Below are 15,170 nucleotides of genomic sequence, written 5' to 3' on the forward strand. Positions count from 1 at the left end.
CTCCCGCACGGCAGCCAGATACTGTGCCCGCCGTCGGGCAGCCGGCCCCGGACTTCGAGCTGGTCAACCAGTTCGGCGAGCCGGTCCGGCTCTCCGAACTGCGGGGCCGCACCGTGGTGCTGGTGTTCTTCCCGTTCGCCTTTTCCGGCATTTGCACGGGCGAACTGTGCGAACTGCGGGACAACCTGGCCGTCTTCGAGGACGCCGACGCCGTGGTGTTGGGCATCTCGGTGGACAGCAAGTTCGCCCAGCGCGCCTACGCCGAGAAGGAGGGCTACAGCTTCGACCTGCTGGCGGACTTCTGGCCGCACGGAGCGGTGGCGGAGCGGTACGGGGTGTTCGACCCGGAGAGCGGCATGGCCCTGCGCGGGACGTTCATCATCGACGCGGCCGGCACTGTCCGGTACGTCGTGGTCAATCCCCGGGGCCAGGCGCGTGACTTCGCCGGTTACCGGGCGGCCCTCGCGGAACTGTCCGGCGGTTCCCCCGCCCCCTCCCCAGACCCGTCCTACAGCCGGGGACCGGAAACGGCATGAGGCAGCGGCGGCCCGGGGTGGGGATGACGGGATTTGCGAGCCTGCCCCCCGTCACGCCCGCGGAGCCGGCCCGCAACGAACTTGAGGTCCTGCAGGAGATCCACGGGGTCCTCGCGGGGAAACGCTTCGCGTTGCTCACCGGCGCCGGTCTCAGTACCGACTCGGGCATCCCCGACTACCGCGGCCCCGGTGCGGCGCCGCGCGCGCCCATGACGTACCAGGAGTTCATCGGGTCGCCGGATAACCGGCAGCGCTACTGGGCCCGGAACCATATCGGCTGGTCCCATCTCCGCCGGGCCGACCCCAACGACGGCCACACGGCCGTGGCCCGGATGGAGCGGCGCGGGCTGCTCACGGGCCTGATCACCCAGAACGTGGACCGGCTGCACGAGGATGCCGGCAGCCGGAACGTCGTGGACCTGCACGGCCGCTTCGACCGGGTGGTGTGCCTGGCCTGCGGCCGCAGCTACAGCCGGACCCTGCTGGCCGGGGTGCTGGAGGAACTCAACCCCGGATTCCTCGACGCCGCCCTCGCCGGCGGCGTGGTGGAGGCCGCTCCGGATGCGGACGCCACCGTGGAGGACGAGGCGCTGATCAGCGAGTTCGTTGTCGCTAACTGCCCGGCCTGCGGCGGCACCCTGAAACCCGACTTCGTCTACTTCGGCGAGAACGTGCCCAAGGACCGGGTGGAGCGTTCCTACGCCATGGTGGACTCCGCCGGCGCGCTGCTGGTGGCCGGTTCCTCGCTGACCGTGATGAGCGGGCTGCGCTTCGTCCGCCACGCCGTCAAGCAGGGCAAGGAGGTCGTGATCATCAACCGCGGCCAGACCCGCGGCGACGATCTGGCGACCATCAAGCTGGAGGCCGGCGTCAGCGAGTCCCTGACCTGGCTCGAGGCCGAGCTCCCCGCCCTCTGACCCGGCGTTCCGTGGCCGCGCCGATTGGCGCCGGAGCCCGCGTTTCGGGTAAGGTCAATGTTCGTTGGTTGACGTGCCGAGGCATGGAAACCGGCGTGATGGGTCTTTAGCTCAGCTGGTAGAGCGCCACGTTTACACCGTGGATGTCATCGGTTCGATCCCGGTAGGACCCACCGTCATGAACCCCGTCGCGGGAGCCGCAAGGCAGCCGCGGCGGGGTTTTTCTTTGCCTGCGGCCCGGCCCGGGGGACCGGTGGAGGTCAGGCCGTAAACCACGGCGGCCGGTCCCGGATAAATGTCGGTGCCTGGCCATAGCGTCAGCGGCATGGAACACGTACTCGTCACAGCCGGCCCGGACGGGCGCCCCCACACCGTGATCCGCGGCGGCCGGGAATGGATCATCGGCGCGGACCCGGTCCGCTGGTTCGAGCGGGTGAGCTGGTGGGAGGCAGAGCGGCGGATGCCGCGGGGCCTCGGCCGGGTGGACGTGGAAGTCTGGCAGGTCCAGGCGCGGCTGGGCCGCAATGCCGGATCGGCGCTGACCACCATGGAACTGATCCGCGACGGCCTCGGCGGCGGGTGGCGGCTCAGGGACCTGGTGGCCGACGCGGCGTGAGGCCTGTTCCGGGCCGATTTCCGGGCATTGGAAAAGCCCTCCACCGCGGCTATTGGGGGATGCCGCGGTGGAGGGCTTGAGAAAAAGATACCGGAAATGAGACGAAATGTGAAACTGAAAGCGGTTGAATTAGCCCAGTGTCGGGACTAATTCGCGGGGCCGGTCACCGGCCCCGGATCAGGCCGGCCGGACGGGGACGAAACCGGGGCTGGTCCCGCCAGCTCGGCTCCATGTCCGCGATGGTCTCGCGCATGATCTTGTCCGAGGCCTCCCGCGCCGCCGGCCCGTTGCCGGTGGCGATGGCCTCCGCGACATCCACGTGCCACTGCAGCGCGTAGGTCTGCGGATGGTCGGGCATCAGCCCGTGCATGGTCCGCCCGGTCAGCGTTTCCGCCACCTGCCCCACAAGATTGGCGAACATCTCGTTCCCGGACCCCGTGAGCAGCAGCGAATGGAACCTGATGTCGAGGTCCAGGAACCTCGGGACGTCCCCGGCCACGCCCGCTTCCCGCATGGCGTGGGAGATTTCCACCAGCTCGCTGCGGATGTCATCGGGTGCGTTGGCCGCGGCCAGCTCGGCTGCGACGGGTTCCACCGCCGTGCGCAGCTCCGCGAGCGAGCGGAGCTGGGCGCCCCGGCCCTCGCCGGCCAGGCGCCACCGGATCACGGACGGGTCGAACGGGTTCCAGCGGTTGGCCGGCAGCACCCGGATCCCCACCCGCTTGATGGTCTCGACCAGGCCGAGGGACTGCAGCACCCGGACCGCCTCGCGGACCACGGAGCGGGAGACCTTGAGTTCGTCCTCCAGGTGCTCGGCGAGCATCACGTGGCCGGTCGGGAGCTCGCCCCTGACAATCCGGGTTCCCAGATGCTCGATGGCTTGATGGTGGAGGCTGGTCGACATAGTCGTAAGCATAGTGGCGTGCCCGTCACAGGAGCCGCGAACGGGCGCGGTCCCGGCCGAAAATCATAGACTGTCTAGGAGGCGCCGTCTTCGGCCAGCCAACTGCACTCGTTGCACCCAATGAATTGGAGATTTGATGTCAGCACACATCGGTGTCACCGGCCTTGCGGTGATGGGGGCAAACCTCGCCCGTAACCTCGCCCGTAACGGCTTCACGGTCGCCCTCCACAACCGCTCGGTGGAAAAGACCGACGCGCTCCTTGAGAAGCACGGCTCCGAGGGCGACTTCGTCCGGACCGAAACGCTGCAGGAACTCGTTGACTCGCTGGAGAAGCCCCGCCGCGTCCTGATCATGGTCAAGGCCGGCAAGCCGGTCGACTCCGTCATCGAACAGCTTGAGCCGCTGCTCGAACCCGGCGACATCATCATCGATGCCGGCAACTCGCACTATGAGGACACCCGCCGCCGCGAGGCCGCCCTCGCCAAGAAGGACCTGCACTTCGTCGGCATCGGCGTCTCCGGCGGCGAGGAGGGTGCCCTCAACGGACCCTCGATCATGCCCGGCGGCTCCAAGGAGTCCTACGAGGCCCTCGGCCCGCTCCTGGAGAAGATCTCCGCCCACGTGGACGGCCAGCCCTGCTGCGCCTGGATCGGCACCGACGGCGCCGGCCACTTCGTCAAGATGGTCCACAACGGCATCGAGTACGCCGACATGCAGGTCATCGGCGAGGCCTTCGACCTGCTCCGCTCCGGCGCGGGCATCGAACCGGCCGAGCAGTCCAAGATCTTCGCCGAATGGAACAAGGGCGACCTTGCCTCCTTCCTGATTGAAATCTCCGCCGAGGTCCTGGGCCACGTCGACGCCAAAACCGGCAAGCCGTTCGTCGACGTCGTCGTGGACGCCGCCGGCCAGAAGGGCACCGGCCGCTGGACGGTCATCTCCGCCCTGGAGCTGGGGTCCCCGGTCTCCGGCATCGCCGAGTCCGTCTTCGCCCGGGCGCTGTCTTCCCAGGCCGGCCAGCGGAAGCTGGCCCAGGAGCTGCTCGCCGGGGGAGAGGCCGACGTCGAGGTCCCCGAGACCTTTGTGGAGGACGTGCGCCAGGCGCTCTACGCCTCCAAGCTGGTCTCCTACGCGCAGGGCCTGGACATGCTCACCTCCGCCGCGAAGGAATACGGCTGGGAGCTGAAGCTGGACGAGATCGCTTCCCTGTGGCGGGGCGGCTGCATCATCCGCGCCGAACTGCTCAAGGACATCACCAAGGCGTACTCCGCCGATGAGAAGCCGGCCAACCTGCTCTTCGCCCCCGCGTTCACCGCCGCGATCGCCGACGCCCTGCCGGCGTGGCGCCGCGTGGTGGCCACCGCGGTGCAGCTGGGCATCCCGGTGCCGGTGTTCTCCTCCTCGCTGGCCTACTACGACGGCCTGCGCCGCAAGCGCCTGCCGGCCGCCGTGATCCAGGGCCAGCGCGACCTGTTCGGCGCCCACACCTACGGCCGCGTCGACGCCGAGGGCACGTTCCACACCCTGTGGGGCGAGGACAAGTCCGAGGTTGAGGCCGTCGACACCCACTAGCGCTTAAACGGCTGCGGCCGCCGTCCCGGACTTCCGGGGCGGCGGCCGCAGTGGTTTAACCCTAGATGCGGTATTCGATCAGGTACTCGGCCGGGTCGACGGCCTTCTTGGTCTCGCGCTGGGCGTCGCGGTGCCGCCAGGTGGCGGGCACGCCGGTCAGGATCGATTCGGCCGGGGCGTCCTTGACCACGACGGCGTTCGCGCCGATGGCGCTGTCCCGGCCGATGGTGATAGGGCCCAGGACCTTGGCGCCGGCGCCGATCACGACGCGGTCCTCGATGGTGGGGTGCCGCTTGATCTTCGCCAGCGAGCGACCACCGAGGGTGACGCCGTGGTAGATCATCACGTCTTCGCCGATTTCCGCCGTCTCGCCAATCACCACGCCCATGCCGTGGTCAATGAAGAACCGCCGGCCGATCGTGGCGCCCGGATGGATCTCGATGCCGGTCATGAACCGGGCCAGCTGGGAGATCAGCCGGGCCGGGAACCGCAGCGACGGGTTCTGCCACAAGCGGTGGGTGAGCCGGTGGGCCCAGATCGCGTGCAGCCCCGAGTAGGCGAAGAAGTTTTCGAAAGAGCCCCGCGCCGCCGGGTCGTGGGACCGGGCGGTGTCGAGGTCTTCCTTGAGTCGTGCGAAAAAGCCCACAAAATTCTTTCTGAGAATGCGGCCGCGTTAGGGTCAGCCGCGGATGTCGTCGTACAGCACGGTGGAGATGTAGCGCTCCCCGAAATCGCAGACCACGGCAACGATCAGCTTACCGGCGTTCTCCGGCCGCTTGGCCAGTTCCAGCGCGGCCCAGACGATCGCACCGGAGGAGATGCCGCCGAGGATGCCTTCCTTGCCGCCGAGGTCCCGGGCCACCCGGACGGAGTCCTCGAGGGAGGCGTCGATGACCTCGTCATAGATGGTGGTGTCGAGGATCTCGGGGACGAAGTTCGCGCCCAGGCCCTGGATCTTGTGCGGGCCGGGGGCGCCGCCGTTGAGGATGGGGGAGTCCTTGGGTTCGACGGCGACGATCTGCACGCCGGGCTTGCGCTCCTTGAGGACCTGGCCGACGCCGGTGACGGTTCCGCCGGTGCCGACGCCGGCGACGAAGATGTCCACCTTGCCGTCGGTGTCCTCCCAGACCTCCTCGGCCGTGGTGCGGCGGTGGACGGCGGGGTTGGCCTCGTTGGCGAACTGCTGGGCCCAGATGGAGTTCTCGGTGTTGGCGACGATCTCCTGCGCCTTTTCGACGGCGCCGCGCATGCCCTCCGAACCCGGCGTCAGGACGATCTCGGCACCGTAGGCGCGCAGCATGACGCGGCGCTCGGTGGACATGGTCTCCGGCATGGTGAGGATGACCTTGTAACCGCGGGCCGCGCCGACCATGGCCAGGGCGATGCCGGTGTTGCCGGAGGTGCCCTCGACGATCGTGCCGCCGGGCTTGAGGGCGCCGGACTTCTCCGCGGCGTCGATGATGGCGACGCCGATCCGGTCCTTGACGCTGTTGGCCGGGTTGTAGAACTCCAGCTTCACGGCCACGGTTGCGTCCAGGCCCTCGGACAGCCGGTTCAGGCGGACCAGCGGGGTGCCGCCGACAAGCTGGGTTACGTCGTCATAGATTCGTGCCATGGGGAAATGTGCCTATCTGTGAGGAGGGAATTCTAGGGTCAGCTTATTGAGGGCGCGAGAAGCCCGGCTAAGCATTAAGCCATGCGGAGTAATATTTCCTTGCCTTCGCCAGCTTCGGGTTGATAATCACCTGGCAGTAGCCCTGGTCCGGGTTCTTCGCGAAGTAATCCTGGTGGAAATCCTCCGCCACGTGGAAGACCGGCAGCCGGCTGACCTCGGTGACGATCGGGTTGGCCCACAGCTCCTGATTCCGCTCGATCGCCTCCTCGAACAAGATCTTCTCCTCCGTGGTCTCGTAGAACATGGACGAGCGGTACTGCGTGCCGACGTCGTAGCCCTGCCGGTTCAGCGTGGTGGGATCGTGCAGGGCGAAGAACATGTCCAGGATGACCTCCGCCGGGATGACGGATTCGTCGAAGCTGACCGCCACCACTTCCGCGTGGCCGGTGGTCCCGGAGCAGACCGAGTAGTAGTCGGGGTTGCGGTCGTGACCGCCGGTGTAGCCCGAGACCACCGAGGTCACGCCCCGGGTCTTCTGGTACACGGCGTCCAGGCACCAGAAGCAGCCGCCACCCAACACAAAGGTCCGTTCACTGCTGCCGTTCACGACGTCGGTGTCCACGCGTTCTCCTGTCTTGGTTTCCTGCATGCTGTTCCTTTCGGCCCGTGCGGGATCGTCCGTACGGGATCCTCCTTGTTCAATGGATGAACCGTCCGGATCATTCCCGCAGGGCGTCCCGGACGGTCAATAGGGTAAGAATGTGGGTATGGAACCAGAGGATACGGACGCTTCAGCCCCGCCCGCCGGCCCCGCCCCGGACGATGCCGCTCCCACGGGAAGCACCGGGAACACCCCTGACACAGCAGGAACCGCCGAGGCGGCGGGCGCCGATGAGACCGACGACGCCGGGGACACCGGCGCCACCCTCGGCGCCGTCCAGGTGGCCGTCGAGGAACTCTGGCCCGAATCCCTGGCCGAAGGCTGGGACGAGGTGGGCCTGGTGGCCGGACACCCGTCCGCGCCGGTCACCCGCGTGCTCTTCGCCGTCGACCCCACCCTCGAAGTGATCGAGGAGGCCGTGGAGTGGGGAGCGGAACTCCTCATCACCCACCACCCCCTGCTGCTCAAGGGCGTGACCTCCGTGGCGGCCAACACACCCAAGGGCCGGGCGGTGCACCGCCTGATCGAAACCGGTACCGCGCTGCTGACCGTGCACACCAACGGCGACTCCGCTGTGGGCGGTGTCTCCGACGTGCTGGCTGACGCGCTCGGCCTGCAAGACGTCCGGCCCCTGACCCAGGCGGCGAACGGGCTCCCGGAGGAAGGCATCGGCCGGGTCGGCGACCTCGCCGACGTCGAGACCCTGGGTGACTTCGCCGCCCGCGTCTTCGGCATCCTGCCCGCCGTCGCCGGCGGTGTCCGCGTCTCCGGCGACCGCGACGGCCTGGTGCGCCGGGTGGCGGTTTGCGGTGGGGCCGGCGACTCGCTCTTCGATCAGGTGCGGGCCAGCAACGCCGACGTCTATGTCACCGCCGACCTGCGCCACCACCCTGCCTCCGAGGCCCGCGAGGCCGCGCTTAACGACCGCCCCTACCTGATCGACGTCTCGCACTTCGCCAGCGAATGGCTCTGGCTGCCGGCGGCGGCCGAGGCGCTGGGTAACGTCCTGGCGGACCAGGGCCACGACGTCGAGATCCGGGTCAGCACCACCAACAGCGACCCGTGGGACTTCATCCTCACTCCCGGCTGAGTCCGGCTGAGGTCTGCGTTGGGCCCGGCGTGCGGGGAGCCCCGGGTGAGCGCAGGGCATGCCACGCGCTAGAGTCGAGGGAGCGCCGTTCAGGTGCCCGGCACGGCCGGACGACAGACATTCGGAGGAAACAGTGGCCAAGGCAGCCCCGGCGGAACAGATGAAGTTACTCGAGCTGCAGGCGCTCGACGCGAAACTGAAGTCACTCTCCAACCGCCGCCGCAGCCTCGAAGGCGACTCCCGCATCACCGACCTGGAGGCCGCCCTGGGCGTGGCCAACGGTGAACTCGGCGCGGCGAAGGTGGCCGTCGCCGACGCGGAACTGGAGCTCAAGCGCGCCGAGGCAGACGTCGAGCAGGTGGCCTCCCGGATCACCCGCGACGAGGCCCGGCTGAACAGCGGGACCGGCCTGTCCAAGGACCTAGTGGCGCTGCAGAAGGACATCGCGTCCCTGAACAAGCGCCGCTCGGACCTGGAGGACGTGGAGCTCGAAGTCCTGGAGAGGCTGGATGCGCTGCGCCTGCGCCAGGCGGAGCAGCAGCAGATTGTCGACGACATCCAGGGCTCGTTCGCCGGCATCCGCGCCGAGATCGACGAGAAGCTCGCCGAGGTTGCCGCGGAACACACCGTGGTCCGCGGGCAGCGGGCAGAGTTCGCGGCAGGCCTGGACGAGGGCATGCTGGCGATCTACGAAAAGACTTTGGCCAAACGCGGCGTCGGCGCCGCTCGGCTGTTCCACGGCACCTCGGAGGGCTCCGGCATGCAGCTGAGCCCCGGCGACCTGGCCGAGATCAAGGCCGCCGCGGAGGACGACATCGTCTTCTGCCCTGACTCCGGCTGCATCCTGGTCCGCTCCGCCGAATGGGCCTGACCGAGGCCTAGCCCGGCAGGATCAGGTTCAGCGTGTGCGGCTTCCGGGCCGTACCGGGGACCAGTTCCGCCGTCCACCTCTCGGCCGCCGCCTTCTGCAGCTGCGCCGGGGTCTGCGGGGCCTTGCCGCGCCGGGTCAGCAGGTGCCGGGCCAGCTCGCCGCGTGTGTGCTTGGCGAAGTGGCTGACCACCTTGCGCACCCCGTTGACCTCGGTTAAGACGTTCACGGCGACGGTACGCTCCGGCGGCGGGGCCCAGGCGGCCGCGTAGGTGTTGGAGCGGCAGTCCACCAGAAGCTCGCCGTCGGTCTCCCCGGCCAAAGCTGCGGTGATCTGCGGTTTCCAGAAGGATGCCAGGCGTCCGATCCCGGGGAGCGCCGTGCCCATCGAGAGCCGGTAGGCCGGCACCCTGTCGCCGAACCGGATGGCGCCCCAAAGCGCGGAGACCACCAGAACGGACGCGTCGGCCTTCTTCCGCTGCGCCGGGGTCAGCGAAGAGTAGCCCAACGCGTCGTAGAGCACCCCGGAGTAGACCTGGTGTGCGGGCGCGGCGGGCTCCGCGTGCAGCCTGGTGTTGCGTTCGACGTCGGCGCTCAGCGAGGCGCCCACACCCAGCAGCGACAGGGCGTCCTCGTGCGCGCTGACCGTGCCGAGGGCCTCCAGTACCTGCGCCCGCCCGTCGTTCAGGGCGGGAAAACTCAGCGACGAGGGGTCGACGGCGTCGCCGCGGCTGGCGGGGGTCTTGCCCTCGGAGGGCGGGAGCAGAATCAGCACCGTACGATCCTACCGGCGCGGCTCCGGCACCCGCCCCGTCCCCATGGCGGCTGCCGGGCCTCGCGAAGGTGGTGGCGCGCCTAGCTGGGCGGGGGAGGGGCCGGCGGCGTAGCTGCCGTTCGGGCGGCGGCCGCCGCGGCCTGGTTCTCCCGGGCGAGGAAGGCCGAGAGCTCTCCGATGGTGCTCATGAGGGGTGCCGGGAAGACGACCGTGGAGTTCTTGTCCACCGCGATCTCCACCAGAGACTGCAGGTTCCGCAGCTGCAGGGCGAGCGGGTGCTCCATCATCATGTCCGAGGCCTCGCCGAGGGCCGCGGCCGCGATCGATTCGCCCTCGGCGGCGATGATCTTGGCCCGCTTCTCCCGCTCCGCTTCGGCCTGCCGGGCCATGGCCCGCTTCATGCTTTCTGGCAGCTGGATGTCCTTGAGCTCCACCAGGGTCACCTCGACGCCCCATTCCAGGGTCAGGGCGTCCAGGATCTCCCGGATATCCCCGTTGATGCGCTCGGTCTCGGAGAGCGTTTGGTCCAGGCTGTGCCGGCCCACCACCTTACGGAGCGTGGTCTGGGCGATCTGGTTGATGGCGGCGGCGACGTTCTCGATCGCGACGACGGACTTCACGGCGTCGATGACGCGGTAGTAGGCGACAGCGGAGATGTCCACGCTGACGTTGTCCTGGGTGATGATCCCCTGGGACTGGATGGGCATGGTCACGATCCGGAGGCTGACCAGCTGCAGCCGGTCGACGACCGGGATGATGAAGCGCAGCCCCGGCATCCGCACGCCGATTACCCGGCCCAGGCGGAAGAGGACGCCGTGCTCATACTGACGGACGATCCTGATCGAGGAACGGGCGGCGATCAGCACGAGGACGGCGACGATCAGCCATATGACGACGGCGGTGAAGTCCATCCGGATCGCTTCCTTGGACGGTGGGGTGCCTGTTTCCATTCTCCCACCGGCCGCGGCGGAAGGATCCGGGGCGAACGGCCCGCCGGCCAGACCGTAGAATGGTCAGCGGATGGGTTGACCAGGCGGCCGCGCGTCACGCAAGTGGCTCGAGGAACGTCCGGGCTCCGCAGGGCAGGGTGGTGGGTAACGCCCACTCGGGGTAACCCGCAGGCCAGTGCCACAGAGAACAGACCGCCCGGGGCGGCGCCGTGTTTGCACGGTTCCGCGGCCGGGTAAGGGTGAAACGGTGGTGTAAGAGACCACCAGCTTCCCGGGTGACCGGGAAGGCTAGGTAAACCCCACCCGGAGCAAGGCCAGACAGGACACGTTTGAGGGCTGCCCGCCCGAGTGTCCGGGTAGGCTGCTGGAGGGCGTCGGCAACGGCGTTCGTAGATGGATGGCCGCTATTCCCGTGCCGGCAACGGCCCGGGACCACAGAACCCGGCGTATCGGTCAACCCATCCCACGACTTAGAGCAGGACAACGGCTGAGGGCCGGCACCATGCGGTGCCGGCCCTCAGCCGTTGGTGGACGTGCGGGTCAGGCTTTGCGTTTGATCCAGCCCCACACGGCGGTGGCGACCAGGAGGACCAGGCCGATGATGGCCAGCCACAGCAGGCCCTTCACCACGAAGCCAAGGATCGAGAGGATGAGCCAGATGACAAGAAGTGCAACGATGAGTCCCATGCCGCCATCCTAGGCCAGTGGTGCCGGGAAACCCCGGCAATCCGATGTGAGTGATTTCACCCTGTACCGGCCGGTAGGGGGAGGGGGTCCGCCCTAGAATGGAGCGTGAACGTAGAGGTTCAGCCATCGGGTCTGCGTTCGCAGCCGGTGGCTTTTTCTTTGCGGTCACGCGCTCGCCGGGGTGGACCGAATCCCCGCAGCGAGAAGGTTCCGGAGACCCGCCGGCGGCCGACTTCCGCACACGAGGACGTATGCGGTGGATTTTAGGAAGGTAGTTCTGTGAGCCAGACGTCAGATTCTTGTCTTGATACGTGGATGGGCCGGGAGGCGCTCGCCGAGGCCATGATTCCGGTGATCGGCCGGCTGTACCGCGAAAACAACGTGGTGACCTCCATTCACGGCCGGAGCCTGATCAACAAGTCCACCATGAACATCCTCAAGGCGCACCGCTTCGCCCGCCGGATGAGCAAAGAGGAACTCCGCCTCGAGGAGACCGCCCCGCTGCTGGACGCGCTCACCAAGCTGGACCTCGGCGCCGCGGCCATCGACATCGCCCGCCTGACCGAAAAGTACCGCGCCGAGGGCGACGGCGTCAGCCTGGACGAGTTCCTCCGCGAAGAACTCGCCGAGGTTGTCGGCAAGCGCGGCGGCGATGACCGCACCAGCACCGACGTCGTGCTCTACGGCTTTGGCCGCATCGGTCGCCTCCTGGCCCGCCTCCTGATTGAAAAGGCCGGCGGCGGCCACGGCCTGCGCCTGCGTGCGATCGTGGTGCGCCGGGGCTCAGACAACGACCTCGCCAAGCGCGCCAGCCTGCTGCGCCGCGACTCCGTCCACGGCTCCTTCGAGGGCACCATCAAGGTGGACCTCGAGAACGACACCATCACCGCCAACGGCGTCCAGATTCAGGTGATCTACTCGGACAACCCCGCCACCGTCGACTACACCGCCTACGGCATCCACGGCGCGCTGGTGGTCGACAACACCGGCCGCTGGCGCGACGCCGAGGGCCTCTCCCAGCACCTGCAGAGCAAGGGCGTGTCCCGGGTCCTGCTCACCGCCCCGGGCAAGGGCGACCTGAAGAACATCGTGCACGGCATCAACCACGCCGCGATCACCGACGAGGACAAGATCGTCACCGCCGCGTCCTGCACCACCAACGCCATCACCCCGGTGCTTAAGGCCATCAATGACCGCTACGGCGTCATCCACGGCCACGTGGAGACCGTCCACTCCTTCACCAATGACCAGAACCTGATCGACAACTTCCACAAGGGCGACCGGCGTGGACGCTCAGCAGCGCTGAACATGGTCATCACCGAGACCGGTGCTGCCAAGGCCGTAGCCAAGGCCCTCCCCGAACTCCAGGGCAAGCTCACCGGCAACGCCATCCGCGTCCCCACCCCGGACGTCTCGATGGCCATCCTGAACCTCAACCTCGAGAACGGCACCACCAAGGACGAGGTCAACGACTACCTGCGCGAGATGTCGCTGCACTCCGAGCTGCGCAAGCAGATCGACTACATCGACTCGCCCGAGGTGGTCTCCACCGACTTCGTCGGCTCCCGCCGCGCCGGCATCGTAGACGGCCTCGCCACGATCTCCAACGACAAGAACCTCGTCCTCTACGTCTGGTACGACAACGAGTTCGGCTACAGCTGCCAGGTGGTCCGGGTCATGGAGGAAATGGCCGGGGTCAACCCGCCGTCGTTCCCCGCCAAGGACGCCGTCGCCACCCTCGAGGCGGCTGGCCTGCCCGTCGAGGTCGGCTGAGTCACTGACACGGAGCGCTTTCCCGGCCGGTTCTCTGGAAACGGCCGGGAAAGCGAACCACAATGGGAGCCATGGAACAGAACCAGGCTACGGAGCACGAAACCACCCTTGAACACGCCCTCGATGTGGCCCGGCGCAATGCCAAGGAAGCCAAGCGGCTCCTCGACGACGCCCGCGCCAAACGTGAGGCCGGCGAGATCGACGACGCCCGGGTCGCCCAGCTGGAGGCCCTGTCGAACCTCGCGGAGGAGGACCTCCGCCGCGTCACCCGCGAACAGTAGCCCCGCGGCCCCGCCCTTCTGGTAGGACCGTGACCTTCCCTCCACACTGTGCATAACCGCGGCCCTGGGCGGGCCGCGGCCTAGGCTTTTCCCGTGATGGAGAACCAGCACCCGGCACGGGCCCCCGCGGGGACGGCATGAGCGTCACGTGGGCGCAGTACCGGCGGGCACGACGGCGGTCCCGCCAGGCGTGGATCGTCCTGGCGGCCGCCGCGCTGGCCGTCCTCCTGGCGCTGGTCTGGTTCTTTGCCGACGGCCAGTTCCGCCTCGGTGGCAGGTTCTCCGACGGGCCTACGGAGGCCCCGGTGCTGGCGGCGTGGATGACTCCCGTCGCTGCGGTGCGGGCGGTGCCGGCGGCCCGGGCCGCGGACCTGCTGGAGTCGCTGCCGGTCAGGGCCCGGGATCCCGCCGCCAACTACGACCGGGCGGCGTTTGGACAGGCGTGGCTCGACGTTGACCGGAACGGCTGCGACACCCGCAACGACATCCTGCGGAGGGACCTCGCCGACGCCCGTTTCACGGACGGGTCCCGCTGCCGGATCGGGTCCGGCAGTTTCCGAGAGCCCTATACCGGCCGGCAGACCGCCTTCAGACGTGGGGCCGAGTCCAGCAAAGCCATCCAGATCGACCACGTCGTGGCGCTCGGCGACGCGTGGCAGACCGGCGCGCAGCAGCTCACGGCCCTGCAGCGCACACACCTCGCCAACGACCCGCTGAACCTGGTTGCTGCGGACGGCCCGGCCAACCAGGACAAAAGCTCCTCGGACGCCGCCGGCTGGCTCCCGCCCAACAAGGCCTTCCGCTGCCACTACGTCGCCCGCCAGGTCTCGGTGAAGGCGGCCTACGCCCTGTGGGTGACGGCGTCGGAAAAGGAGGCCATCCGGCGGGTGCTCGGGAGCTGCCCGGATCAGCCCACCATCAGGTCAGGCTGAACTCCTGCCGGGCCAGTTCGGCTTCCAGCCGCTCGACGTCGTCCCGGTGGCAGAGCTCAGTGGCCGGGGTGGTCACCGTTGCGCTGCCCGCCGCGACGGCGGAGCGGAACGCGGCGGCGCTGTCCAGCCCTTGCGCCAGCCGCAGGACGAATGCTGCGAGGAAGCTGTCTCCGGCACCGACCGTGCTGCGGACCTTCACCTTCGGGACGGCCAGGCGCAGCGTGCCCGCCGCGGAGGCGAGCACCGCGCCGGCCCCGCCGAGGGTCAGGGCCACGTTCTCGGCGGAGCCGTCCGCTACCAGCGCGGCGGCGGCGTCGAGTTCGGCCTTTTCGTCCGTCAGGGTGGTGCCGAAGTGCAGGCCCAGTTCCCGCCGGCTGGGTTTGACCAGGAAGACGCCCTCGGCCAGGGCGGCGGCCAGAGCCGGACCGGAGGCGTCCACCACGCAGCGGGCGCCCTGCTCCCGGGCCAGGCGGGCGATCCGGGCGTAGAAGTCCTCGGGCACGCCGGGTGGCAGGCTGCCGCTGGCCACCACGTAGCCGCCGGGCTGGATGGAGTCGGCCACCAGCCCCAGGCAGAGGCGCCATTCGGGTTCGCTGAGCTCGGGACCCTGGAGGACGAAGCGGAATTGCTGGCCGGTGCCGGTCTCGTCCACGGTGAAGTCCTGCCGGGTGCTGCCCTGGATCGGGACCACCAGGGCTGGCAGCCGCTCCGCTTCGACCAGTCGTCGGTAGGCCTCGCCGGTGGGCCCGCCGGCGGTGTAAATGGCGAGAGGCCGGCCGCCGAGGCGCTGGACCACGCGGGCCACGTTGATGCCGCCGCCGCCGGGATCCAGGCGGCTGGGGCCGCAGCGCAGCTTATGTCCGCTGGAGACGTGCTCCGTGGTGGTGCTGACGTCCAGCGCCGGATTGATGGTGAGGGTCAGGATGGGCTTCGCCGGGGCGGGCAGAGTGGCTTCCATGCTGCCAAGCATAGGAGCGGCGGCCGCCGGTTTC

Annotated in this window: 17 protein-coding genes, 1 tRNA gene and 1 other RNA gene; 11 read left to right on the top strand and 8 right to left on the bottom strand. The window is 68.7% G+C overall.

Annotation, left to right across the window (positions count from 1 at the left end):
- Positions 1–23: 23 nt before the first annotated feature.
- The 4 genes from QWJ39_RS09550 to QWJ39_RS09565 all read left to right on the top strand — a co-directional run bounded on the left by QWJ39_RS09550 (position 24) and on the right by QWJ39_RS09565 (position 2,069).
- Positions 24–536, top strand: coding sequence for a peroxiredoxin (locus tag QWJ39_RS09550; protein WP_290257566.1), 513 nt, complete (start codon positions 24–26; stop codon positions 534–536).
- Positions 533–1,453: an NAD-dependent protein deacetylase gene (locus QWJ39_RS09555; protein WP_290257567.1), complete on the top strand. Its 921-nt coding sequence runs from the start codon at positions 533–535 to the stop codon at positions 1,451–1,453. Before QWJ39_RS09550 ends, QWJ39_RS09555 begins: the two co-directional genes overlap by 4 nt.
- 100 nt (positions 1,454–1,553) lie before the next feature.
- Positions 1,554–1,626 (top strand) — tRNA-Val (locus tag QWJ39_RS09560).
- Positions 1,627–1,778: 152 nt separating this feature from the next.
- Positions 1,779–2,069, top strand: a complete 291-nt coding sequence (locus QWJ39_RS09565; protein ID WP_290257568.1) for a hypothetical protein — start codon at positions 1,779–1,781, stop codon at positions 2,067–2,069.
- Between the two features lie 163 nt (positions 2,070–2,232).
- Here the strand turns inward: QWJ39_RS09565 and QWJ39_RS09570 are convergent, their stop codons facing one another.
- Positions 2,233–2,973, bottom strand: coding sequence for an FCD domain-containing protein (locus tag QWJ39_RS09570; RefSeq protein WP_290257569.1), 741 nt, complete (start codon positions 2,971–2,973; stop codon positions 2,233–2,235).
- Positions 2,974–3,109: 136 nt separating this feature from the next.
- Between QWJ39_RS09570 and gndA the strand changes: the two genes are divergently transcribed.
- Positions 3,110–4,546 (top strand): NADP-dependent phosphogluconate dehydrogenase, encoded by a 1,437-nt coding sequence (gndA, locus tag QWJ39_RS09575; RefSeq protein WP_290257570.1) that lies wholly within the window; start codon positions 3,110–3,112, stop codon positions 4,544–4,546.
- 61 nt (positions 4,547–4,607) lie between these two features.
- Here gndA and epsC read toward each other — a convergent pair whose 3' ends face one another.
- The 3 genes from epsC to msrA all read right to left on the bottom strand — a co-directional run bounded on the left by epsC (position 4,608) and on the right by msrA (position 6,810).
- Positions 4,608–5,192: a serine O-acetyltransferase EpsC gene (gene epsC, locus QWJ39_RS09580; protein ID WP_290257571.1), complete on the bottom strand. Its 585-nt coding sequence runs from the start codon at positions 5,190–5,192 to the stop codon at positions 4,608–4,610.
- A 33-nt stretch (positions 5,193–5,225) separates the two neighbouring features.
- Complete coding sequence (gene cysK / locus QWJ39_RS09585; protein ID WP_290257572.1) at positions 5,226–6,161, bottom strand: cysteine synthase A; 936 nt, start codon at positions 6,159–6,161, stop codon at positions 5,226–5,228.
- Between the two features lie 67 nt (positions 6,162–6,228).
- Positions 6,229–6,810 carry a peptide-methionine (S)-S-oxide reductase MsrA gene (msrA, locus tag QWJ39_RS09590; RefSeq protein ID WP_290257574.1) on the bottom strand — a complete coding sequence of 194 codons (582 nt, stop codon included), beginning with the start codon at positions 6,808–6,810 and terminating at the stop codon, positions 6,229–6,231.
- A gap of 118 nt (positions 6,811–6,928) precedes the next feature.
- Here msrA and QWJ39_RS09595 point away from each other — a divergent pair, with 118 nt between their 5' ends.
- Both QWJ39_RS09595 and QWJ39_RS09600 read left to right on the top strand, forming a co-directional pair.
- Entirely contained in the window at positions 6,929–7,912 is a 984-nt protein-coding gene (locus QWJ39_RS09595) for a Nif3-like dinuclear metal center hexameric protein (RefSeq protein WP_290257576.1), read from the top strand.
- Positions 7,913–8,045: 133 nt separating this feature from the next.
- The gene (locus tag QWJ39_RS09600) at positions 8,046–8,783 is read left to right on the top strand and encodes a C4-type zinc ribbon domain-containing protein (protein WP_290257578.1); all 738 of its coding nucleotides are present in this window, start codon (positions 8,046–8,048) and stop codon (positions 8,781–8,783) included.
- Between the two features lie 7 nt (positions 8,784–8,790).
- On the opposite strand, the gene QWJ39_RS09605 is transcribed toward QWJ39_RS09600, so the two are convergent.
- Both QWJ39_RS09605 and QWJ39_RS09610 read right to left on the bottom strand, forming a co-directional pair.
- Positions 8,791–9,555: a peroxide stress protein YaaA gene (locus QWJ39_RS09605; protein ID WP_290257579.1), complete on the bottom strand. Its 765-nt coding sequence runs from the start codon at positions 9,553–9,555 to the stop codon at positions 8,791–8,793.
- An 80-nt stretch (positions 9,556–9,635) separates the two neighbouring features.
- Positions 9,636–10,466, bottom strand: coding sequence for a slipin family protein (locus QWJ39_RS09610; RefSeq protein ID WP_290257879.1), 831 nt, complete (start codon positions 10,464–10,466; stop codon positions 9,636–9,638).
- Between the two features lie 110 nt (positions 10,467–10,576).
- On the opposite strand from QWJ39_RS09610, the gene rnpB reads away from it, so the two are divergent.
- Positions 10,577–10,970: RNase P RNA component class A (gene rnpB, locus QWJ39_RS09615), an RNA gene on the top strand.
- Between the two features lie 75 nt (positions 10,971–11,045).
- On the opposite strand, the gene QWJ39_RS09620 is transcribed toward rnpB, so the two are convergent.
- Entirely contained in the window at positions 11,046–11,192 is a 147-nt protein-coding gene (locus tag QWJ39_RS09620; protein ID WP_290257580.1) for a hypothetical protein, read from the bottom strand.
- A gap of 279 nt (positions 11,193–11,471) precedes the next feature.
- Between QWJ39_RS09620 and QWJ39_RS09625 the strand changes: the two genes are divergently transcribed.
- The 3 genes from QWJ39_RS09625 to QWJ39_RS09635 all read left to right on the top strand — a co-directional run bounded on the left by QWJ39_RS09625 (position 11,472) and on the right by QWJ39_RS09635 (position 14,178).
- Positions 11,472–12,965, top strand: coding sequence for a glyceraldehyde-3-phosphate dehydrogenase (locus QWJ39_RS09625; RefSeq protein ID WP_290257581.1), 1,494 nt, complete (start codon positions 11,472–11,474; stop codon positions 12,963–12,965).
- 71 nt (positions 12,966–13,036) lie between these two features.
- Entirely contained in the window at positions 13,037–13,246 is a 210-nt protein-coding gene (locus tag QWJ39_RS09630) for a hypothetical protein (RefSeq protein WP_290257583.1), read from the top strand.
- Between the two features lie 137 nt (positions 13,247–13,383).
- Positions 13,384–14,178, top strand: a complete 795-nt coding sequence (locus QWJ39_RS09635; RefSeq protein ID WP_290257585.1) for an HNH endonuclease family protein — start codon at positions 13,384–13,386, stop codon at positions 14,176–14,178.
- On the opposite strand, the gene QWJ39_RS09640 is transcribed toward QWJ39_RS09635, so the two are convergent.
- Complete coding sequence (locus QWJ39_RS09640) at positions 14,165–15,136, bottom strand: 1-phosphofructokinase family hexose kinase (protein WP_290257586.1); 972 nt, start codon at positions 15,134–15,136, stop codon at positions 14,165–14,167. The genes QWJ39_RS09635 and QWJ39_RS09640 overlap by 14 nt on opposite strands.
- Positions 15,137–15,170 lie beyond the last annotated feature (34 nt).

The sequence above is a fragment of the Arthrobacter sp. YD4 genome, from assembly GCF_030410515.1.
Taxonomy (GTDB): domain Bacteria; phylum Actinomycetota; class Actinomycetes; order Actinomycetales; family Micrococcaceae; genus Arthrobacter.